Annotated in this window: 18 protein-coding genes; 3 read left to right on the forward strand and 15 right to left on the reverse strand. The window is 67.2% G+C overall.

Features of this window, described 5'->3' with window-relative positions; genetic code table 11:
• Positions 1-136: 136 nt before the first annotated feature.
• The 10 genes from folD to ndk form a co-directional block, all read right to left on the reverse strand.
• Positions 137-1015, reverse strand: a complete 879-nt coding sequence (gene folD, locus AC5P9I_RS13035; protein ID WP_187756766.1) for a bifunctional methylenetetrahydrofolate dehydrogenase/methenyltetrahydrofolate cyclohydrolase FolD — start codon at positions 1013-1015, stop codon at positions 137-139.
• A 916-nt stretch (positions 1016-1931) separates the two neighbouring features.
• On the reverse strand, positions 1932-3764 hold the full coding sequence (locus tag AC5P9I_RS13040; protein ID WP_130768166.1) for a monovalent cation:proton antiporter-2 (CPA2) family protein: 1833 nt from the start codon (positions 3762-3764) through the stop codon (positions 1932-1934).
• A gap of 187 nt (positions 3765-3951) precedes the next feature.
• Positions 3952-5088: a molybdopterin-synthase adenylyltransferase MoeB gene (gene moeB, locus AC5P9I_RS13045; RefSeq protein ID WP_130768167.1), complete on the reverse strand. Its 1137-nt coding sequence runs from the start codon at positions 5086-5088 to the stop codon at positions 3952-3954.
• Between the two features lie 175 nt (positions 5089-5263).
• The gene (gene der, locus AC5P9I_RS13050; RefSeq protein WP_053463240.1) at positions 5264-6661 is read right to left on the reverse strand and encodes a ribosome biogenesis GTPase Der; all 1398 of its coding nucleotides are present in this window, start codon (positions 6659-6661) and stop codon (positions 5264-5266) included.
• Between the two features lie 15 nt (positions 6662-6676).
• On the reverse strand, positions 6677-7885 hold the full coding sequence (gene bamB, locus AC5P9I_RS13055) for an outer membrane protein assembly factor BamB (protein ID WP_049464719.1): 1209 nt from the start codon (positions 7883-7885) through the stop codon (positions 6677-6679).
• Positions 7885-8523 (reverse strand): YfgM family protein, encoded by a 639-nt coding sequence (locus tag AC5P9I_RS13060; protein ID WP_014646859.1) that lies wholly within the window; start codon positions 8521-8523, stop codon positions 7885-7887. The genes bamB and AC5P9I_RS13060 overlap by 1 nt, the downstream gene beginning before the upstream one ends.
• A 64-nt stretch (positions 8524-8587) precedes the next feature.
• Positions 8588-9460 carry a RodZ domain-containing protein gene (locus tag AC5P9I_RS13065; protein ID WP_187756767.1) on the reverse strand — a complete coding sequence of 291 codons (873 nt, stop codon included), beginning with the start codon at positions 9458-9460 and terminating at the stop codon, positions 8588-8590.
• A gap of 18 nt (positions 9461-9478) precedes the next feature.
• Entirely contained in the window at positions 9479-10264 is a 786-nt protein-coding gene (gene pilW, locus AC5P9I_RS13070; protein WP_074726039.1) for a type IV pilus biogenesis/stability protein PilW, read from the reverse strand.
• Entirely contained in the window at positions 10251-11456 is a 1206-nt protein-coding gene (gene rlmN / locus AC5P9I_RS13075; RefSeq protein ID WP_049464712.1) for a dual-specificity RNA methyltransferase RlmN, read from the reverse strand. Before rlmN ends, pilW begins: the two co-directional genes overlap by 14 nt.
• A 10-nt stretch (positions 11457-11466) precedes the next feature.
• Positions 11467-11892, reverse strand: a complete 426-nt coding sequence (gene ndk, locus AC5P9I_RS13080) for a nucleoside-diphosphate kinase (protein ID WP_005409295.1) — start codon at positions 11890-11892, stop codon at positions 11467-11469.
• Positions 11893-12205: 313 nt separating this feature from the next.
• Between ndk and AC5P9I_RS13085 the strand changes: the two genes are divergently transcribed.
• From AC5P9I_RS13085 to AC5P9I_RS13095, 3 genes are all read left to right on the forward strand, one after another.
• Positions 12206-12871, forward strand: coding sequence for a TetR/AcrR family transcriptional regulator (locus tag AC5P9I_RS13085; RefSeq protein WP_130768168.1), 666 nt, complete (start codon positions 12206-12208; stop codon positions 12869-12871).
• A gap of 26 nt (positions 12872-12897) precedes the next feature.
• Positions 12898-15270 carry a 3-hydroxyacyl-CoA dehydrogenase/enoyl-CoA hydratase family protein gene (locus AC5P9I_RS13090; protein WP_130768169.1) on the forward strand — a complete coding sequence of 791 codons (2373 nt, stop codon included), beginning with the start codon at positions 12898-12900 and terminating at the stop codon, positions 15268-15270.
• Between the two features lie 69 nt (positions 15271-15339).
• The gene (locus tag AC5P9I_RS13095) at positions 15340-16548 is read left to right on the forward strand and encodes an acetyl-CoA C-acyltransferase (protein ID WP_019661304.1); all 1209 of its coding nucleotides are present in this window, start codon (positions 15340-15342) and stop codon (positions 16546-16548) included.
• Positions 16549-17036: 488 nt separating this feature from the next.
• On the opposite strand, the gene galU is transcribed toward AC5P9I_RS13095, so the two are convergent.
• Genes galU through AC5P9I_RS13120 form a run of 5 tightly spaced genes read right to left on the reverse strand, consistent with a single transcriptional unit; the run spans position 17037 to position 22288 of the window.
• Positions 17037-17915, reverse strand: a complete 879-nt coding sequence (galU, locus tag AC5P9I_RS13100; RefSeq protein ID WP_032954121.1) for a UTP--glucose-1-phosphate uridylyltransferase GalU — start codon at positions 17913-17915, stop codon at positions 17037-17039.
• Positions 17912-19822 carry a polysaccharide biosynthesis protein gene (locus AC5P9I_RS13105; protein WP_495217364.1) on the reverse strand — a complete coding sequence of 637 codons (1911 nt, stop codon included), beginning with the start codon at positions 19820-19822 and terminating at the stop codon, positions 17912-17914. The genes galU and AC5P9I_RS13105 overlap by 4 nt, the downstream gene beginning before the upstream one ends.
• A gap of 3 nt (positions 19823-19825) precedes the next feature.
• Positions 19826-20815, reverse strand: coding sequence for an MraY family glycosyltransferase (locus tag AC5P9I_RS13110; protein WP_049464484.1), 990 nt, complete (start codon positions 20813-20815; stop codon positions 19826-19828).
• Positions 20816-20818: 3 nt separating this feature from the next.
• On the reverse strand, positions 20819-21997 hold the full coding sequence (lapB, locus tag AC5P9I_RS13115; RefSeq protein WP_005416232.1) for a lipopolysaccharide assembly protein LapB: 1179 nt from the start codon (positions 21995-21997) through the stop codon (positions 20819-20821).
• 6 nt (positions 21998-22003) lie between these two features.
• On the reverse strand, positions 22004-22288 hold the full coding sequence (locus tag AC5P9I_RS13120) for a lipopolysaccharide assembly protein LapA domain-containing protein (protein WP_049464482.1): 285 nt from the start codon (positions 22286-22288) through the stop codon (positions 22004-22006).
• Positions 22289-22364 lie beyond the last annotated feature (76 nt).

The raw sequence follows: 22364 nt of genomic DNA on the forward strand, positions 1-22364 counted from the left end.
ACCGCTTTGGTGGGCGCCAACCTGGGTTGGCACGACCCGTCCGGCACCGGCACTCCAGATGGGCCGATGGCCCTGATGGATGTGTGCCAACCCAGGTTGGCACCTACCACGGCAGGCCAGCGGCCGGCCCTACCCGTCAGCTCAGCGCTTCCGCCGCTTCCAGGGTGTTCTGCATCAGCGTGGCCACGGTCATCGGGCCCACGCCGCCCGGCACCGGGGTGATCCAGCTCGCCCGCTGGGCGGCCGCCTCAAACCCGACGTCGCCCACCAGGCGGCCATCGTCCAGGCGATTGATACCGACGTCGATCACCACCGCGCCCGGCTTCACCCACTCGCCCGGCACGATGCCGGGGCGGCCCACCGCCACCACCAGGATGTCGGCGTTGCGCACGGCCTGTTCCAGCACGTCCTTGGGGGTGAACTTGTGGCAGCTGGTCACGGTGCAGCCGGCAATGAGCAGCTCCAGGCCCATCGGGCGGCCGACGTGGTTGCTGACGCCGACGATGGTGGCATTGCGGCCGCGTACCGGCTGGTCGGTGTGGCCCAGCAGCGTGGTGATGCCGCGCGGGGTGCACGGGCGCAGGCCGAACTCGCGCAGGGCCAGGTGGCCGACGTTTTCCGGGTGGAAGCCGTCCACGTCCTTGCGCGGGTCGATGCGCTGGATCAGCCGGCGCGCATCGGGGATGCCCGGCAGCGGCAGCTGGATCAGGATGCCGTTGATCTTCGGATCGGCGTTGAGCTGGTCGATCAGGTCGAGCAGCTCGGCCTCGGTGGTACCGGCCGGCAGGTCGTAGTCGTGCGCCTCGATGCCGACCTTCTCGGCGGCGCGGCGCTTGTTGCGCACGTACACCGTCGAGGCCGGGTCGCCGCCGACCAGCACCACGGCCAGGCCCGGGCGGCTGCCACCAGCGGCCACGCGGGCGTCGACGCGCACCTTCAGGCTGTCGAGCAGGTCCTCGGCGATGCGGCGGCCATCAAGGATGCGGGCAGAATGCGGGGCGGCGGAATCAGTCATCGGGGGCAGGCGTGGAGCGGCGGGGACGCTATTGTCCCTGATTCAGGCCCCCTCGCCCACCGCCGTGCGCCGACTCCGCGCACCGGTAGTGCCGGCCGCTGGCCGGCAACCTCATGACCTCGGAACGTTTGCGCATCTGCCGGCCAGCGGCCGGCACGACCAACCACCGGCTTCGGCAATTCCCCACACGGTAGTGCCGGCCGCTGGCCGGCACCCCCATGACGTCGAAACGTTTCCGCATTTGCCGGCCAGCGGCCGGCACGACCAACCGCCGGCTTCGGCAATTCCCCACACGGTAGTGCCGGCCGCTGGCCGGCACTCCCATGACGCCGGAACGTTCGCGCATTTGCCGGCCAGCGGCCGGCACTACCAACCGCCGGCTTCGGCAATTCCCAAGACGGTAGTGCCGGCCGCTGGCCGGCACCCCATGACGTCGGAACGTTTCCGCATCCGCCGGCCAGCGGCCGGCACGACCAACCGCCGGCTTCGGCAATTCCCCACACGGTAGTGCCGGCCGCTGGCCGGCACCCCCCATGACGCCGGAACGTCTGCGCATCTGCCGGCCAGCGGCCGGCACTACCAACCGCCGGCCTCGGCAATTCCCCGCACGGTCGTGCCGGCCGCTGGCCGGCAACCCCATGACGTCGGAACGTTTCCGCATCCGCCGGCCAGCGGCCGGCACGACCAACCGCCGGCTTCGGCAATTCCCCACACGGTAGTGCCGGCCGCTGGCCGGCACCCCCATGACGTCGGAACGCTTGCGCATCTGCCGCCCAGCGGCCGGCACGACCAACCACCGGCTTCGGCAATTCCCCACACGGTAGTGCCGGCCGCTGGCCGGCACCCCCATGACATCGGAACGTTCGCGCATCCGCCGGCCAGCGGCCGGCACTACCAAGCGATCAGCGACCGGGCTTTATTCTTCCTCTTCCGGCACGTCCTGCGGGTTCAACGTCTTGCTTGCCCGCTTCGGCGCGGTGAACGGCGTCGGCGTCGGCACGCCCTGGCCGGAGTTGCCGAACACCATCTTGGCGCCGGCATTCAAACCACCACCGGCAATTTCCAACTCGAAACGCTCGGCATCGCGGCGGCGGATCTGCTCGGCAATCTCCACCGCGTCATCCTCATCCGCACCCAGTTCCACCAGCGCGGCTTGGCCGAACAGCACCGCCGATTCAAACGTCTCGCGGATCTGGAAATCGACACCGGCATGGATCAGCCGCAGCGAATGTTCGCGGTCGAACGAGCGCACCATCAGCTTCGCCTGCGGGAACTCGTGCGACACCAGTTCGACGATGCGGTCGGCGGCCTCGGCCTTGTCCACGCACACCGCAATCGCACGCGCGGTGGCCGCGCCCGAGGCATGCAGCACGTCCAGTCGCGTTCCGTCGCCGTAATAGATCTTGAAACCGAAGCGCGCGGCGCTCTGGATCATCTCTACATCGTTGTCGATGATGGTCACGTCCACGTCGCGCGCCAGCAACGACTGGCTGGCCACCTGGCCGAAGCGGCCGAAGCCGATCAGCAGCACGCTGCCGGACAGGCCCTCGGCCTCGTCCACGCCGTCCATGTTCACCGTCGGCTTCGGTGCGATGCGCTTGTAGACCAGCACCACCAGCGGGGTCAGCGCCATCGACAGCACCACCACCGCGGTGAAGTTGGCATTGATCTCCAGGTTGATCACGCCGGCCGATGCGGCGGCAGAGAACAGCACGAAGGCGAACTCGCCGCCCTGTGCCATCAGCACGCCCCGGTCCAGCGCCTGCGCGTGGTCGCTGCCCATGATGCGCGCGACCACGTAGATGCACAGCGCCTTGGCTGCCATCAGCGCCAGCACCAGGCCGAGGATCAGCGGCCAGTTGCCGGCCACCACGCCCAGGTCCAGCGCCATGCCGACGCTGAGGAAGAACAGGCCCAGCAGGATGCCGCGGAACGGCTCGATGTCCGCCTCAATCTGGTGTCGGAAGGTCGATTCGCTCAGCAGCACGCCGGCCAGGAACGCGCCCATCGCCATCGACAGGCCGGACAGCTGCATCAGCAGCGCCGCGCCCAGCACCACCAGCAGCGCGGCGGCGGTCATCACCTCACGCGCCTTCGATTCGGCCAGCACGCGGAACAGCGGATTGAGCAGGAAGCGGCCGACCAGCACCAGGCCGACGATGGCGCCCACGCCGATCGCCACCGACAGCCAGCGCGAACCCTCGCCATCGGCACTGCCCGCGCTCGGCGCCATCCATGCCACCAGCGCCAGCAACGGCACGATCAACAGGTCTTCGAACAGCAGGATCGAAACGATCTTCTGCCCCGACGGCAGCGCGATGTCGCCGCGCTCGGCCAGCAGCTGCATCACCACTGCGGTGGAGGTGAGCACGAAGCCGGTGGCGCCGATGAAGGCAACCTGCCAGGGGAAGCCGAACAGCTTGGCGATGCTGGTCAGCACCAGCGCACAGGTGACGATCTGCAGCGTGCCCAGCCCGAAGATTTCCTTGCGCAGGCTCCACAGGTGCGAGGGCCGCATTTCCAGGCCGATCACGAACAGGAACATCACCACGCCGAGTTCGGCGGTATGCAGGATCGCCTGCGGGTCGGAGAACCAGCCCAGGCCGAACGGTCCGATCGCCAGACCGGCAGCGAAGTAGCCCAGCACCGAGCCCAGGCCGGCCCGGCGGAACAAGGGCACCATCACCACCGCCGCGCCCAGCAGGGCGACGACCTTGACCAGCTCGCTGGTCGCTGCTTCTGCCGCCATGCGGTGTGTTCCCCAAGATCCAGAATCGGGTTCAACAATAGAGCAATGCCGATGACGGCAATAGCACGCATGTTGCGCCGGATTGTCTTGGAGGTGGAACGATGGTGGGTAACCGCCCCAGCATCATCCCGAAACCAATGCACGTCGCTGTAGATCCACGCCCTGCGTGGATGACGCCCGGCCGGACTCACCCGCCCCGGCAGAACGCGGCGTAATCGATATACCCCGGGAACGGCACACCCGCCGCACACACCGGGCACTTCGGGTCGGGCCGGATGCCTGTCTCACGAAATCGCATGCCCAGCGCATCGAAGCGCAGCAGCCGACCGACGAGTGGCTCACCGATGCCCAGCAGCAGCTTCAGCACCTCGGTCGCCTGCAGCACGCCGGCCAGGCCAGGCAGCACGCCCAGCACGCCCGCCTCGGAACAGTTCGGCGCGAACTCCGGCGGCGGCGGCTCGGGGAACAGGCAGCGGTAGCACGGCGCCACGCCACGCTGGCGGCCAGCGTCAAACACGCTTACCTGGCCGTCAAAGCGCTCGATGGCGGCGTAGACCAGCGGCTTGGCGTGCTTGATGCAGGCGTCGTTGAGCAAGTAGCGCAGCGGGAAATTGTCCGACCCATCCAGCACCACGTCCACGCCGTCCAGCAACGCATCCACGTTTTCGGAGGTGACCCGCTCGGGCACCGCCTCGACCTCGATCGACGGATTCAACGCCAGCAACCGCTCGCGCGCCGAATCGACCTTGAGCTGGCCGACGCTGGCTTCGGTATGCACGATTTGGCGGTGCAGGTTGCTGCGCTCCACGCGGTCGTGGTCGGCAAAACGCAGGTGCCCTACCCCGGCTGCCGCCAGGTAAAAACCGGCCGGCGCGCCCAAACCGCCGGCACCCAGCACCAGCACGCGCGATTGCTGCAGCCGGCGCTGGCCCGCCTCGCCCACCTGCGGCAGCAGCAGGTGGCGCGAATAGCGATCAAAGAAATCACGCTCGGCGGCGCTGGCCAGCGGCTGCACCAGCGGCAGCGACTGCTCGCGCCAGGCCACGGTGCCGCCGGTCACGGAAGCCACATGGGTGTATCCAGCCTCCAGCAGGCACTGCGCGGCATCGGCCGAGCGCTTGCCGCTCTGGCAGATCAGCAGGATCTCCTGGTCGTGCCGCGGCAGATGCGCGACCGGGTCGGCCTGCAGTTCGCCCTTGGACACGCCGCGCGCGCCCTCTGCCATGCCGCCGGCCCGTTCGTGCGCCTCGCGCACGTCGATCAGCACGGCGCCATGGGCCAGGCGCTCGCGTGCCTGTGCGGGGGAAAGCTCTGGGATGCTCATGGGCGCATTATCACGCACGTGGCGGCAGGCCGCCTTGGCCGATACCTGCAAACATGGGGGACTGCCGGCTGCTGGCCGGCATGGCCATGAACGCACGGGATGACGCGAGGTTGCCGGCCAGCGGCCAGCACTACCACAAACAAGAAAGGCGGCCCTGCGGCCGCCTTCCCGTGAATCACTTGCCCTTGACGTGCTTCATCAAGCGCCGCTTGGCCTTGACCTGCCGCTCGGTGAGGACGTTCTTCTTGCCCTCGTACGGGTTGGTACCCTCGCGGAAGATGAAGCTCACCGGCGTGCCGATCAGCTTGAAGCGCTTGCGGAAGAAGTTCTCCAGGTAGCGCTTGTACGACTCCTGCAGTTCCTTCAGGCGGGTGCCGTGCACGATGAAGGTCGGCGGGTTGGAACCGGCCGGGTGCACGTAGCGCAGCTTGGAGACATGGCCGCGGATGGTCGGCGGCGGGTTGGTCTCGTACGCCACTTCCAGCGCTTTGTTCACTTCGCTGGTGGTGAAGGTCTTGTTCGCCGATTCGTGCGCGCGGTGCACCGCACGGAACAGCTCGCGCAGGCCCGAGCCATGCTTGGCCGAGATGCGCACCGACTCTGCCCACGGCACGAAGCCCAGCTTCAGCGACAGCATGGTTTCAGCCTGCTCGCGCTGGTACTCGGTCAGGCCATCCCACTTGTTGATGGCGATCACCAGCGCGCGGCCGGCATCGAGCACGGCACCGAGCACGGTGGCGTCCTGGTCGGTCACGCCTTCGGTGGCGTCGAGCATCAGCACGGCCACCTGGCACTGCTCGATCGACTGCATGGTCTTGACCACCGAGAACTTCTCGACGACCTCGTCCACGCGCGAGCGACGGCGCAGGCCGGCGGTATCGATCAGGCGGTATTCGCGGCCATCACGTTCCAGGTCCACCGCGATCGAGTCGCGGGTGGTGCCCGGCACGTCGGAGGCGATCATGCGCTCCTCGCCGAGGATGCGGTTGACCAGGGTCGACTTGCCCACGTTCGGGCGGCCGACGAAGGCGATGCGGATGCGGTTCGGATCGTTGTCCAGCTCTTCACCGCTGCCTTCTTCCGGCAGGCGCTGGATCACTTCGTCCAGCAGGTCATCCAGGCCCTGGCGATGCGCGGCCGACACGGTCAGCATCTCGCCGAAACCGTAACGGGCGAACTCGGAGCGGACGCTGTCCTCGTCGGTACCGTCGATCTTGTTGATCAGCAGCAGCGTCGGGCGCGACAGCTTGCGCAGCCAGGACAGGATCTCGTCGTCCAGCGCCGAGGTGCCCTCGCGGGCATCGACGACGAACAGGATCAGGTCCGCTTCGGCAGCCGCCGCACGCGCCTGGCGGGTGGTGGCACCGGCCAGGCCTTCGTCCTCACCGGCGATACCGCCGGTATCCACGACCAGGAAATGGTTGTCCTCGTCGAGGCGGCAGACGCCGTAGTTGCGATCGCGGGTGACGCCGGGCTGGTCATGGACCAGGGCGTCACGCGTGCGGGTCAACGCATTGAAAATGGTCGACTTGCCGACATTCGGCCGTCCAACCAGGGCGACCAAAGGCAGCATCGCGATTACTCCGTATTAATTTGCCAACCGGAAGGCGGTCAGCTTGCCATCCACGTTCTGCACCAGCAGCACCCCGTCTGCGACGACCGGCTGGGCCAGCAGGGCATCACCACCGCTCTTTGCCCGTGCCGCCATCGCACCATCGGAGGTCTGCAACCAGTGCACGTATCCCTTGTAGTCGCCGACCACCACGTAGTCGCCCTGCAGCGCCGGGCCGGTCAGCGAACGACGGGCCAAGGCGGTCTGCGACCACATCGCTGCGCCGCTGGCCTTGTCCAGGCCGAACACGCCGCCCTTGTTGTCGGTGACGAACACATTGCCCGACGACACCGCCACGCCGCCCGCACCGCCATGGTCGCGCGCCCACAGGGGGCGACCGGTCGGGCCTTCGATGGCCATGGTCTGGTTCTTGAAGCTGCTCACGTAGAGGGTGTTGCCCTCCAGCACCGGCGCGCCATCGACGTCGGCCATGCGCTCCAGCTCGGTACGGCCTTCGCCGTTGCCCAGGTTCTGCTCCCACAGGGTGCGGCCATCCTGCTGGGCCAGGGCGGCAACCGCGCCCTCGTCCTTGCCGATGAACAGCACGCCCGGACCGGTCACCACCGGCGCGTTGCCGCGCACGGTCAGCGCCGGCAGCTCGCTCGGGTTGAACCACTTCTGGGTGCCGTTGCCGGCATCGAAGGCGGTGACGCGGCCATCGTTGCTGCGCACGTAGACCAGGCCCTGGGCCACGGCCGGCGCGGCAATGACTTCACCCGGGACACGGGCGCGCCACTTCTCGCTGCCGTCGTTGATGTCCAGCGCGATGACCTGGCCATCCAGCGTGCCGATCACGACCAGGTTCTCACCGACACCCGGGCCGCCGGACAGGCGCAGCTTGGCCTTCTTCTTTTCCTTCTTCGGCTCCCAGGTCCAGACCTTCTTGCCGGTCTGCAGGTCGATGGCGTGCACGCCACCGGTGATCGCCGCAGCGAACACGTGGCCGTTGGCGACCGCCGGGCCCTGGCGCACGCCGATGCGGCGCTCGCCCTTGCCGAGGTTGACCGACCAGACCTTGCTGACCTTCACGGTCGGCTCGAACTTGACCAGCTCAGCCGGTTCCTGTGCCTTCTTCGCGGCCGCGTCCTTGCCGGCGAACCAGCCCTTCATGGTGCTGCAGCCGGTCAGGGCCATGCCCATCAGGAGCACGGTGGCGACGCGGGTGATCATGACCTTCTGACTCATCAAACCGACTCCGCAGGGGCGGCGACGGTGCCGCCGGCGTCCATAACCTTGGTTTCCAGCAGGCGCCGCTGCGGCGCTGCCACGTCCAGCGTCTTCAGCGCCTTCTCGTACTGTGCACGGGCCTCATCACGCTTGCCCTGCGCCATCAGCGCATCGCCATGGATTTCCAGGCTGCTGCTGTCGGTGGCGCTGCCCAGCAGCTTGATGGCCTCGTCGCTCTTGCCGGTGGCCACCAGCAGGCGGGCCACGCGCTGGTCAACCACGCGCTGCAGGTCGCCTTCGACCTTCACATTGCGCAGGGTCGCCAGCGCTTCTTCGTTCTTGCCAGCGTCGACCTGGGCCTTGGCCAGCTGCAGCGCTGCGAGGTCGCCGTAGATGCTGGACGGGCCGGCTTCGAGCGCCTTGACCGCCTTGGCGGCGTCGTCAAGCTTGTTCTGCTGCAGGCCCTGCAGGGCCTTCTGGTACTCGACATTGGCCGAGGCCAGCTTGCCGCCCTGATCCTTCTGGTACCACTGCCAGCCGGCAATGGCACCGATGGCGATGACTACGCCACCGAGGATGCTGGCGCCATTCTTCCGCAGCCAGCTGCGGACGCGTTCACTTTGTTCGTGCTCGTCGAGCAGATCGTCGATCGCCATGCGTACTCTCGCCCCGCCCATCGGGAGGGACCATTGGGATTATCGAAGGTGGTGAAACCGCGCCTCAGTGCGAAACCGGGACAACGGAGCCTTCAGAGGATACCTGAAAGCGTGCCACGTTGGCTCGCTGGTAGGGGGTCAGATCGACGATAGCGCCGTTCTGCTGAACCTGGACCGCCGAGGCGTTGCCCAGGGTCACCCGGGTCACCTGGCCCGGCGTGAAGCTGCGGGTTTCGCCGGACCTGATCAGCGCCTTCTCGACGGTGCTGCCGTCCGGGCCGCCGATGTCGACCCAACTGTCGCCGCTGAACTGCATTTCCAGCGTGTTGCCAGCCGCTGCCGGGGCCGGGACCGGACGCGGCACCGGGGCCAGCGAGGCCACGTACGGGGTGGCGGCCGGCTTGCTGGCCGGGGCGGTGGCCGTGTCAGCCGGGGCCGCGGCGTCGGTACCGGCGGCGGCCGGGGTCACCGGCACGGCGGCCGGGATCGCATCCAGCGAGGCGGTGTTCGGCGACGGAGTGGCGCTGTCGTCGAAATGGCCACGGGTGGCGAACCACACCGGCACTGCCAGGACTGCGGTGATGCCGACATACAGCACGCGCCGGCCGAGGTTCTCGGCGATGCGGCGCGCACGCGGGGTATGGGTATGACTGACCAGGGTGGGCGGAACCACCGGGCCGACCTGGGCCTGTTCCAGCAGCTGGCCCACGTCCACGTCGAGCAGGCGCGCATAGCTGCGCAGCTGGCCACGCACGAACACCGGCGCCCCCAGCTTCTGCCATTGTTCCTCTTCCAGCGACTTGACCACCTGGACCGGCATGCGCAGGCGCGAGCCGACATCTTCGAGGGTCAGTCCGGCCGCTTCACGGGCCTGGCGCAGGCGGGTGCCGCAGCCGGCCGCAGTCTCGAGAGCGCTCACAGTCTGGTCATCAATCACAATGCATCAACCCTGGAGTTAGGAGCCCGCTTCCTGCGGAAATTCCTGTCGAATCCGCTGCAGATAACGATCAGATGCCGCCCGATCGCCCAGCTTCACTTCGATTTGAGACGCAAGTTGTAACACGGAACGCGTTGCGGGTGCAGCCGCAATCCTACGTTCGGCGAAGGCCCGGGCTTCCATGTAGCGGCCCTGGCGGTAGCTCAGCTGGGCCATCGACTCCAGCGCGACCGGGTTGGCCGGGGCCGCCACGAGCGCCGCACGCAGGTCGCGTTCGGCACGTTCAAGCTGGCCCGCATCCAGTGCGCAACTGCCGGCATTGGCCTGCGCTTCGCCCGGGGTGGGATAGCCCGGCGCCTGCAGCGCGCGGTCGAACCAGACCAGCGATTCGGCCGGCCGGCCCTGCTGGCACAGCCAGGCACCGTAGTTGTTGAGCACGTCGCCGCGCTGCGGCGCCAGTTCGGCGGCCTTGCGGAAGTTTTCGCCGGCCTGCCGGGTGCGGCCACGACGGTCGTCGATACCGGCCTGCAGCACCAGCGCGTCGGGGGCCTCGGGCGCCAGTTTCAGCGCGTCGCGCACCTTGCGCTCGGCGGCATCGAGGTTGCCGACCTGCAGATCGCGGGTCGCCAGCGTCAGCAGGTCGCGCCAGCGCACTTCGCGCCGGACGCTTTCCGGGTCACCGACCGAATAGACCGGGGCCTGGCTCGGGCCGAGCTTGGCCTTGGGATGGGATTTGCAGCCACCGACCGCGACGGCCAGCACGCCTGCGCACAGCACCAGCCAGAGGCGGTCAGGCTGCGGCATCGCTCCCCTTCCCCGCCTGCAGCGTCTTGTTGAACTCCGCCTGGCGGCGGGTGCGGTCCATCACCTGGCCCTTGAGCTGGCCACAGGCGGCGTCGATGTCGTCGCCACGGGTGCGGCGCACCATGGTCAGCACGTTGCTGTCGAGCAGGATCTTCTGGAAGGCGCGGATGTTGGCCTCCTCGGAACGCTCGTAGCGGGTGCCCGGGAACGGATTGAACGGGATCAGGTTGACCTTGCCCGAATCCTTGGCCTGCACCGCGTTGTCGAACTGGCGCATCAGGCGCGCCAGCTCGCGGGCATGCTCGGGCTTGTCGTTGATGCCCTTCATCAGCGTGTATTCGAAGGTGACCGATTCGCGGCGCTTGTTGGCGCGCAGGTAGCGGGCGCAGGAGGCCATCAGCTCGGCGATCGGGTACTTCTTGTTGAGCGGCACCAGGGTCTCGCGCAGCGCGTCGTTCGGCGCATGCAGCGACACCGCCAGCGACACGTCGCTCTCGGCGGACAGGCGGTCGATCTGCGGCACCAGGCCGGAGGTCGACAGGGTCACGCGCTTGTTGGCCAGGCCGTAGCCCAGGTCGTCGCGCATCACGCTCATGGCGCGCACGACGTTGTCGAAATTCATCAGCGGCTCGCCCATGCCCATCATCACCACGTTGGTGAGGCGGCGCATCTGGTGCGGCACGTTGCCCAGGTGGCGCGCGGCGACCCACACCTGGCCGATGATCTCGGCGGTGGTCAGGTTGCGGTTGAAGCCCTGGGTGGCGGTGGAGCAGAACGTGCAGTTCAGGCCGCAGCCGACCTGCGAGGACACGCACAGCGTGCCGCGGGTCTTGTCCGGGATGTACACGGTCTCGATGGCGTTCTTGCCATCCACGCCCATCGCCAGCAGCCACTTGTGGGTGCCGTCGGCGGAGGGCTTGTCGAACACGATGTTGGGGACAACGACCTCGGCATGGGCCTGCAGCTTGGCGCGCAGGACCTTGCCGAGATCGGTCATTTCATCGAAGTCGGTGACGTAGCGATGGTGGATCCACTTCATCACCTGGTGGGCACGGAACTTCTTTTCGCCGAGAACCTCGACGAAGAACTTCTCCAGGCCCGCGCGATCGAGGTCGAGCAGGTTCTGCTTGCCAGCCGTGGGTGCCGACTTCGGCAGCGGCTGGATGGCGGGGGACTGTACGACCTCGTTCACGGCATTACTCTCAGCGCGAGACGACTTCGGTGGCGGCGAAGAAGTAGGCGATTTCAATCGCGGCATTCTCGACCGAGTCCGAGCCGTGGGCGGCGTTGGCATCGATGGATTCGGCGAAGTCGGCGCGGATGGTGCCCGGCGCGGCTTCCTTCGGGTTGGTGGCGCCCAGCAGGTCGCGGTGGGCCAGGACGGCGTTCTCGCCTTCCAGGGCCTGGATCATCACCGGGCCGGAGATCATGAACTCGACCAGCGCGTTGAAGAACGGACGCTCGCGGTGCACGGCGTAGAAGCCTTCGGCTTCACGGCGCGACAGCTGCTTGTACTTGGCGGCCACGACCTTCAGGCCGGCCTTCTCGAAGCGGGCGTAGATTTCGCCGATGACGTTCTTGGCAACGGCGTCCGGCTTGATGATCGAAAGGGTGCGCTCCAGCGCCATGGGATGTCTCCAATGGAATCGGGCCGCTGATGGCCCGAAGGGTAACATGAAAAAAACCCGCGTCGGGACGCGGGCTTAGCCTGATAAACGTAGGCGAATTGTAAAAGATAAAGCGCTGGCGTGGTAGTGCCGGCCGCTGGCCGGCATTGGGCGCCATTCAACCGCGGGGCTGCCGGCCAGCGGCCGACCCTACCCCATTCACCCACCTGAGTGAAATCTGACCGGACCGGCCGATTTTGCTGCACTGCAAAATGCCATACGCTACCGTCTGGTCCTAGTATCAAACAATCGTTTGATTAAGGTCTGCCCGCCGATGGCCAAACCCGCCCACTTCTCGACCAAGGACCGGATCCTCGGCGCGGCCGAGGAGCTGTTCGCACAGCACGGCTTCGCCGGTACCTCGCTGCGCCAGGTGACCAGCCAGGCCGACGTCAACATCGCAGCGGTCAACTACCACTTCGGCTCCAAGGAAAACCTGGTCAACGAGGTATTCCGCCGCCGCATGGACGAGATGACCGGCGCCCGTCTGGCGCAGCTCGAGCGCGCCCGCAGCGAACACCCCGGGCAGCTGCGCCCGGTGCTGGCCGCCTTCGTCGAACCGGCACTGGCACTGGCCCAGGACCGCCAGAACGGCGGCGCTTTCGTGCGCGTGATCGCCCGCGCCTACGCCGAGAAGAACGACAACCTGCGCAAGTTCCTGTCCGACCACTACGGCCACGTGCTGCGTGCGTTCGGCAAGGCCATTGCCGAATGCGCGCCCGGCCTGAGCAAGGAAGAGCTGTACTGGCGCCTGGACTTCCTGGCCGGTTCGCTCACCTACGCCATGGCCGACTTCGGGCTGATCAAGCGTCCCGCCGGTGTCACCGAAGCGGCGCATCGTGCCCATGCCGCCCACGAACTGATCCATTTCGCCGAAGCCGGGTTCCGCGCCGCCGCACGCGCCAGCGCCCTGCCCGCTTCCCTTGATTCCACCCAGTAACTGCTGACCAACAAAGGCCTTACACCATGTCCAATTCCCTGCTAGTCCGCCGCGCCGCCGTGCTGGGTGCCGGCGTCATGGGTGCCCAGATCGCCGCCCACCTCACCAACGCGGGCGTCGACACCGTGCTGTTCGACCTGCCTGCGAAGGAAGGCCCGGCCGACGGCATCGTGCTGAAGGCGATCGCCAACCTGGGCAAGCTGAGCCCGGCGCCGCTGGCCAGCAAGTCGCTGGCCGAAGCCATCACCCCGGCCAACTACGACTCCGGCCTGGAGCAGCTGAAGGACTGCGACCTGATCATCGAGGCCATCGCCGAGCGCATGGACTGGAAGCAGGACCTGTACAAGAAGATCGCGCCGTTCGTGGCCGACCACGCGGTGCTGGCCTCCAACACCTCCGGCCTGGGCATCAACAAGCTGGCCGACGTGCTGCCCGAACAGCTGCGCCACCGCTTCTGCGGCGTGCACTTCTTCAACCCGCCGCGCTACATGCACCTGGCCGAGCTGATCCCGGCCACCACCACCGATGCCGCCGTGCTGGAAGGCCTGGAAGAATTCCTGGTCACCACCCTGGGCAAGGGCGTGGTGTACGCCAAGGACACCCCGAACTTCATCGGCAACCGCATCGGCGTGTTCTCGATCCTGTCGACCATCCACCACACCCAGCAGTTCGGCCTGGGCTTCGATGAAGTGGACGGCCTGACCGGCCCGCTGGTCGGCCGCCCGAAGTCGGCCACCTACCGCACCTCCGACGTGGTCGGCCTGGACACCATGGCCCACGTCATCAAGACCATGGGCGACACCCTGCCGAACGACCCGTGGCATGCATTCTTCAAGTCGCCGAAGTGGCTGGACGCGCTGATCGCCAAGGGCGCGCTGGGCCAGAAGACCGGTGCCGGCATCTTCCGCAAGGTCGGCAAGGACATCGTCGTGCTGGACCTGGAGAAGCAGGACTACCGCCCGGCCGAGCGCACCGCCGCCCCGGAAGTGGTCGAGATCCTGAAGATCAAGAATCCGGCCGAGAAGTTCGCCAAGCTGCGCGAAAGCCAGCATCCGCAGGCGCAGTTCCTGTGGGCGACCTTCCGCGACCTGTTCCACTACAGCGCCTACCACCTGGCCGACATCGCCGAGACCGCGCGCGACGTCGACCTGGCCATCCGCTGGGGCTACGGCTGGTCGCTGGGCCCGTTCGAAACCTGGCAGGCCGCCGGCTGGAAGCAGGTGGCACAGTGGATCGCCGATGACATCGTCGCCGGCAAGAGCATGAGCAATGCGCCGCTGCCGGACTGGGTGTTCGATGGCCGCGACGGCGTGCATGCCGCCGAAGGCAGCTACAGCCCGTCGCGCAACGCCAAGCTGCCGCGCTCGTCGCTGCCGGTGTACCAGCGCCAGCGCTTCCCGGACCCGCTGCTGGGCGAGACCTTCGCGCCGGGCGAGACCGTGTTCGAGAACGACGGCCTGCGCATGTGGCATGACGGCGATGGCATCGCGGTGGTCAGCTTCAAGACCAAGATGAACACCGTGTCCGACCAGGTGCTGGACGGCCTGCAGGAGTGCGTCAGCCGCGCCGAGAAGGACTTCCAGGGCCTGGTGATCTGGCAGCAGAAGGAGCCCTTCTCCGCCGGTGCCGACCTGGCCGGTGCGCTCGGCCTGCTGCAGGCCGGCAAGGTCGACCAGTTCGAAGAAATGGTCGCCAACTTCCAGCGCACCAGCCAGCGCATCAAGTATTCGCTGGTGCCGGTGGTGGCCGCCGTGCGTGGCCTGGCCCTGGGTGGCGGCTGCGAGTTCCAGATGCACAGCGCCAAGACCGTGGCCTTCCTGGAAAGCTACATCGGCCTGGTCGAGGCCGGCGTCGGCCTGCTGCCGGCCGGTGGCGGCCTGAAGGAACTGGCCGTGCGCGCCTCGCAGGCCGCGGGCCCGGGTGGCGACGTGTTCGCCGAACTGAAGAAGACCTTCGAGACCGTGGCGATGGCCAAGGTGTCCAACTCGGCGGTCAACGCCAAGGAACTGGGCCTGCTGCGCAGCACCGACAAGGTGGTGTTCAACAGCTACGAGGCCCTGCACATCGCGAAGGCCGAAGCACGCGCCCTGGCCGAAGCGGGCTACCGCCCGCCGCTGCCGGCACGCCGCATCCAGGTGGCCGGTGACGTCGGCATCGCCACCTTCAAGATGATGCTGGTCAACATGCTGGAAGGCCGCTTCATCAGCCCGTACGACTACGAGATCGCCGAGCGCATCGCCACCGTGCTGTGCGGCGGCAAGGTCGATCGCGGCACCCTGGTCGACGAAGAATGGCTGCTGACCCTGGAGCGCAAGCACTTCGTCGAACTGGCCCAGCAAGAAAAGACCCAGGCCCGCATCGCGCACATGCTGAAGACCGGCAAGCCGCTGCGGAACTGACGGAAGACATCGGTAGTGCCGGCCGCTGGCCGACAACCTCTTCCAACCCCTATTCAAGAGATCATTGCAATGACCAAGCAAATCCAGGACGCCTACATCGTCGCCGCCACCCGCACCCCGGTTGGCAAGGCGCCCAAGGGCATGTTCCGCAACACCCGCCCCGACGACATGCTTGCGCACGTGCTGCGCAGCGTCGTCGCCCAGGCCCCGGGCGTGGACGTCAACCGCATCGATGACGCGATCATCGGCTGCGCCATGCCCGAAGCCGAGCAGGGCATGAACGTGGCGCGCATCGGCGTGCTGCTGGCCGGCCTGCCCAACACCATCGCCGCGCAGACCGTGAACCGCTTCTGCTCCTCCGGCCTGCAGGCCGTGGCGCAGGCCGCCGACGCGATCCGCCTGGGCAACGCCGACCTGATGCTGGCCGGCGGCACCGAGTCGATGTCGATGGTGCCGATGATGGGCAACAAGATCGCGATGGCACCGAGCGTGTTCGACAACGACCACGTGGCCATCGCCTACGGCATGGGCATCACCGCCGAAAAGGTGGCCGAAGAGTGGAAGGTCTCGCGCGAAGACCAGGACGCCTTCGCCCTGGCCTCGCACCAGAAGGCCATGGCCGCGATCCAGAACGGCGAATTCAAGGACGAGATCAGCCCGTACGAGATCGTCTCGCACCTGCCGGACCTGGCCGATGGCCAGCGCATCATCACCCGCAACAAGATCGCCGACACCGACGAAGGCCCGCGCCCGGATTCCTCGGCCGAGGGCCTGGCCAAGCTGCGCCCGGTGTTCCGCAACGGCCAGTTCGGCGGCACCGTCACCGCCGGCAACTCGTCGCAGATGAGCGACGGCGCCGGCGCCGTGCTGCTGGCCTCGGAGCAGGCGATCAAGGATTACGGCCTGACCCCGCTGGCGCGTTTCGTCAGCTTCTCGGTGGCCGGCGTGCGCCCGGAAGTGATGGGCATCGGCCCGATCGCCGCGATCCCGAAGGCACTGAAGCAGGCCGGCCTGACCCAGGACCAGCTGGACTGGATCGAGCTCAACGAAGCCTTCGCCGCGCAGTCGCTGGCGGTGATCCGCGACTGCGGCCTGGACCCGGCCAAGGTCAACCCTCTGGGCGGCGCGATCGCCCTGGGCCACCCGCTGGGCGCGACCGGCGCGATCCGCACCGCGACCCTGCTGCATGGCCTGCGTCGTCGCCAGCAGAAGTACGGCATGGTGACGATGTGCATCGGCACCGGCATGGGCGCGGCGGGTATTTTCGAGGCGCTGTAAGGTTCAAGGCGTTGCCGGCTGATTGCTGGCGGTGGGGCCCGGGTGGATGAGACTGCCCGGGACACGCCGTGAACCCGTCCCTGGGGGCTTGGCAGCGGCATCCATGCCGCTGACAGTCCCGGTCAGCCTCACCCACCCGTGCCATCCATCATTCCGCGCGGCGGAAGGGTGAGCAAAGGCAGGATCAAGAGCTGGGGTCAGAGCCCTTTGCTACGCAAAGGGATCCGACCCCACAAGCAACCCCACAAGCAAAAAAGGCAGCCATCGGCTGCCTTTTTTGCTTTTGCTCTTGCCCTTGATTCCGCCCTTCCCGTCCGCGCCCGCAGGAAACCTGACAGGCGGGACGGGTGGGCCGTTGCAGGACCGTTGGCGCCATGGATGGCGCCATCGAGCCCCCATGGACGGGTTTACGGCGTGTCCTGCAACGGCCCACCCGTCCCGCCCATCACGTATCAATCAAAGCGCTGACGGAGCGCTTGATAAACCCCTTATTCCGCCAGCATCGCCGCCAGCTTCTCCCGCGCCGGGCCGGCCAGCTTCGGGTTGTCCAGCGCGAAGCGGATCGTCGCCTCCACCAGGCCCAGATGCGTGCCGCAGTCGAAACGGGTGCCCTCGAAACGATAGGCGTCGACCTCTTCGGTCTTCAACAGCTCGGCAATCGCATCGGTCAACTGGATCTCGCCGCCGGCACCGGTCTGGGTCTGTTCCAGCAGCTCGAAGATCTTCGGGCTCAGTACATAACGGCCGACCACCGCCAGGTCGCTCGGCGCGTCCTCCGGCTTCGGCTTCTCGACGATCTGCGAAATGCGGCCCTTGCGGCCATCGAACGCCTCGGTGGCGACGATGCCGTAGCTGGCGGTCTTCTCGTGCGGCACGTCTTCCACCGCAATCACGCTGGCACCGCTGGCCTCATTGAGGTCGGCCATCTGCTTCAGTGCACCGGCACCGCGGTTCCAGATCAGATCGTCGGGCAGCAGCACCGCGAACGGCTCGTCGCCGATCACGGCCTTGGCACACAACACCGCATGCCCCAGGCCCAGTGCCTCGGCCTGGGTCACGAAAATCGCGCGCACGCCATTGGGCAGCACGTGCCGGATCAGCTCCAGCTGCTCCTGCTTGCCGGCGCGCTCGAGCTTCTGCTCCAGCTCGTAGGCCTTGTCGAAATAGTCGGCCACCGCATGCTTGTAGCGGTTGGTGATGAACACCAGGGTGTCGCAGCCGGCCTCGATGGCTTCATCCACGGCGTACTGGATCAGCGGCCGATCAATGATCGGCAGCATCTCCTTCGGCACAGTCTTGGTTGCTGGCAGAAAACGCGTCCCCAGCCCTGCCACCGGGAATACTGCCTTGCGAATTCGCTTGCTCATTGGTGCCTGTTCGCCTCACGTGCCGGAAAGGGCACGACTTTAGCGGATGAAATGTAAGCATCCTGTTCGATTGGCGAGAATTCCGGCATCGTCGCAAACAGGATTTCCTGGATGCTGGCCGTGTCGTAGCTGGCAATCGCCTCACGCAGGCGCGGCACGTTGCCCAGCACCAGGTCGCGCGAGAACGCACGCACGCCAGCCTCGAGAATCTTGGGGTGCGCGGTCGAACGGTAGTCCTCGTCCGAATAGAACAGCGTCTCGTGCAGTTTCTCGCCCGGACGCAGGCCGGTATAGATGATCGGGATGTCCTTGTACGGCTGCTTGCCGGTCAGGCGGATCATCTGTTCGGCCAGCACGCGGATCGGCACCGGCTCGCCCATGTCGAGCGTGTAGATCGCGCCATGCGACGCGGAGGCGGCCGCCTGCAGGATCAGCTGGCAGGCCTCGGGAATGGTCATGAAGTAACGGCTGACTTCCGGATCGGTGACCGTGACCGGGCCACCGCGCAGGATCTGCTCGCGGAACAGCGGCACCACGCTGCCGGCCGACGCCAGCACGTTGCCGAAGCGCACCGTGACAAAACGGGTATGCGTGGACTTCTGGTCCAGGCTCTGGCAGATCATCTCGGCGTAGCGCTTGCTCGCGCCCAGCGCATTGACCGGGTCGACCGCCTTGTCGGTGGAGATGAACACGAAATGCTCCACGCGGGCTTCCAGGCAGGCGCGGGCCACGTTCTCGGTCGCCAGGATGTTGTTGCGCACCGCTTCGCGCAGCTGGCGCTCCAGCACCGGAACGTGCTTGTAGGCGGCGGCATGGAAGGCGGTATCGACCGGGTGCAGCGACAGCGCGTGGCGGATCACCGCCGGGTCACCGCAGTCGCCCAGCACCGCCTCGATCTCGACATCGGGGAAGCTGCGACGCAGCTCGCCCTCGATGGTCAGCAGCAGCAGCTCGCTGATCTCCAGCAGGATGATGCGACCGGCACCATGCCGCGCGCACTGGCGGCACAGCTCCGAGCCGATCGAACCACCGGCGCCGGTCACCATCACGGTGCGCCCACCCAACCAGCCGCGGATCAGGTTCCAGTCCGGCATGATCGGCTTGCGCCCCAGCAGGTCCTCGATCGCCACTTCCTTCAGCTGCCCAGGCAGCGACTGGCCCTGCAGGATGTCACTCAGTTTGGGCACGGTACGGAACGGCACGCCGGTGCTTTCGCAGATCGCCACCACGCGCTGCATGCCCGCAGCATCCAACGAGGGCATGGCGATGACCAGCAGCTTGGCGGCAGTCTCGCGGACCACCGTCGGTGCGTCGTCCAGGGTGCCGAGGATCGGCAGGCCCTGCAGCTTGGCGCCACGCAGGTGCGGTGCATCGTCGAGCAGGCCGACCGGCTCGAAGTTGCCGGAACGGCGCAGGTCGCGCACCAGGGTCTCGGCCGCCTGGCCGGCACCCAGGATCAGGACGCGGCGGGCGCTGGAATCGGACTGCAGCGCCTGGTAGTCCTTCCAGGCCCGGTACAGCAGGCGCGGCGCGCCCAGCAGGGCCGACAGCGCGAACGGATAGATCACCAGCACCGACATCGGCACGCCGTCGAAGCGCTTCCACATCAGCACCAGCACGATGGCCACCATGCCGATGAAGCTGGCCTTGAAGATGTTCAGCAGGTCGCTGACGCTGGCGAACCGCCACAGGCCGCGATACAGCCCCACGCGCCAGAACACCAGGCCCTGCAGCAGCACCAGCGTGGTATCGACGTTCCACAGGGGCAGCGCCGGGGCGTTGGGGAGGATCGAGTAGCGCCCCGCATGGAGCAGCTGCCAGCATGCCCAGACCATGAAAAGGTCGTGGCAGACGATGGCCGAACGCGGCATCAGGCCGAGGATTCTGTCCCGCCAGGGTGAAGCCATAAGTCAGGTATTTCCTTGTCGGTAGCGCATTCCATTGCGCAGGAGGAGCCAGAGGACGCTCAGCGCGGTGAACCACGCGATCGCCACGGCAGCCTCCCACCTCGGCTGCAGATTGGAGCAGACATTGAACACTGTAATGCTGAACAGGCCCAAAGCAAAGTACATCCCTGTCACCTGGGGGTGACTGGCTCCTGCCTGCACCGCGCGCTGGTAGACGTGCTGGGTATGGGGTTCCATCCAGCGTTGTCCTGAAATGATGCGCGCCAGCAGTGTGAAGCCCGCGTCCACGAGGAACGGCGAAACCGGTACCAGCAGCAGGATCCAGTTGATATCGGTGCGCACGCTGGCGAGCGCCAGCACGGCCGCGACCGCGTATCCCAGCGCTCCACTTCCGACATCGCCCATGAAGATCCGGGCCCGCGGGAAGTTGAACGGCAGGAATCCCAGGCAGGCCAGGCCCAGCGCCACCGCAGCCAGCGAGTACGGCCACGGCAGCACCGGCGCCAGCCCCAGCATCGCTACGACGGCCTGGCTGGCGGCGATGCCGTTGATGCCGTCCATGAAATTCCAGATGTTGATCAGCGAGGCAGTGAACAGCAGCACCAGCGTGGCCAACAGCCAGCTTCCGCCGTTCACCTTGACCAGGCCGGCCAGCAGCGCCGCAGCGATGAAGTGCACCAGCAGGCGACGCATCGCCGGCAGGGGCTTGTGGTCGTCCCACCAGCCGATGCCGGCCACCAGCACCAGCCCAAGGCTGGCCACCAGCAAGCTGGGAGTCGCTTCGGGCCAGGCCCACATGGCCACGCCAGCAGTCACCAGCAGGCTGATGACAATGGCGATGCCGCCACCGCGCGGGGTGGCAACGCTATGGCTGCGGCGTTCGCCGGGCTGGTCCATCAACTGCCGGCGCAGTGCGTAGCCGCGTGCCGCCCACGTCAGCAGCGCGCTCAGCAGGGCGAGCGCCAGCAGCGCGCCCATCACAAGCCAGGGCATGGATCAGAGCACCGCGTAATTCAGCAGCGGCTTGACCGTCCCCCACTCCTTGCAGCTCGGGCACTGCCAGTGGTGGGTACGCGCGCCGAAGCCGCAGCGGGTGCAGCGATAGGCCGGGTTGCGCACCAGCAGCTGGTCGGTGATGTGCTTGAGGTCGTGCAGGGTGGCCGTGGAATCGGCGCCCTCGGCCAGGGTCAGGTCGATCAGCGCGGACTCGCCACGCACCGACGGACGATCCTTGAGCTGGCGGCCCAGGTAGGCACGCGCCGGCGCCACGCCCTCCTGCTCTTCCATCAGCCGGGTCAGCGCCAGTACCGGGGCGATGCCGCGGTAATGCTCGGTCATCTCCGACAGGAACGCGCGCGCGCCTGCCAGGTCGCCAACCTTGCGGTAGTTCTGCATCAAGGCCGGCAGCAGTTCCGGCAGGTATTCGGGATCGTTGCGCGCGGCGCGCTCGAAGGCGCGTACGGCCGCCTCCGGGTTGCCGGCGTCGGTCTCCAGGCGGCCCTCGATGATGCCGGCGCGCACCGACATCGCGTCGGCCTGGTAGGCCCGCGCAATCGCTGCCCTCGCCTCTTCCAGCTTGCCGGCGCCACGGAACCGCTCGGCCAGTTCGCATTCGAACTGCCCGATCAGCTTGCCCATCGGCTCGCCGGTGACATCCTCGAAACGGGTGGCGTTGTCGATCGCCTTTTCCCAGTCGCGCTCGGCCTGGTAGATGCCGATCAGGTGCTTGAGCGCCTGCGGGGCGCGCTGGTCCAGCTGCGCCAGCTCGGTGAACACGGTCTCTGCGCGATCCAGCAGGCCGGACTTCATGTAGTCCTCGCCCAGCGCCAGCAGAGCCTGCACGCGCTGTGCATCACTGAGGTCGTGACGGTTGACCAGGCCCTGGTGCAGGCGGATGGCACGGTCGACTTCGCCGCGGCGGCGGAACAGGTGGCCCAGCGCGACCTGGGTCTCGAAGGTTTCCTTGTCCAGCTCGGCAATGTGCAGGAACAGCTCGATGGCCTTGTCCGGCTGCTCGTTGAGCAGGTAGTTCAGGCCCCGGAAATAGGTGCTCGACAGGCGGCTGACCTGGCTGTCACCGTGGCGTTGGCCGCCGCGACGTCCGATCACCCACCCGGCCAGTGCGGCCAGCGGAACGAACAGGAAAAACCAGAACCACTCGGTGACGAAATCCATCTTCGATCAACGTCCATCAAAAGATTGGTTGGAAGCGACCGGTGCCGGCGAAGCGACAGCGGACTTGTTGGCGCGGCGCAGCTGGCCGTAGAGCGGAATGACCACGCTCACCAGCACCAGCCCGGCACCGACCACCACACCGACCAGCAGCGCGGCGATCAGGGCCACGCCCACCGAGGTGTGCAGTTGGGTAAACAGCAGGTTGATCGACATCGCGGTCATGTTGACCGCACCAATGATCAACCCAAGGATCAGCACCGCCAGCAGGACCAGCAGACGAAAAACCTTCATGCGACAGCTCCAGTGGCAGGAGTCCGTAGCTTATCCGACTCGCGGCTGGATTCGCACGCGGTGGCGCGACGGCAGG

The sequence above is a fragment of the Stenotrophomonas sp. YJH_SMC_29 genome (assembly GCF_059371235.1).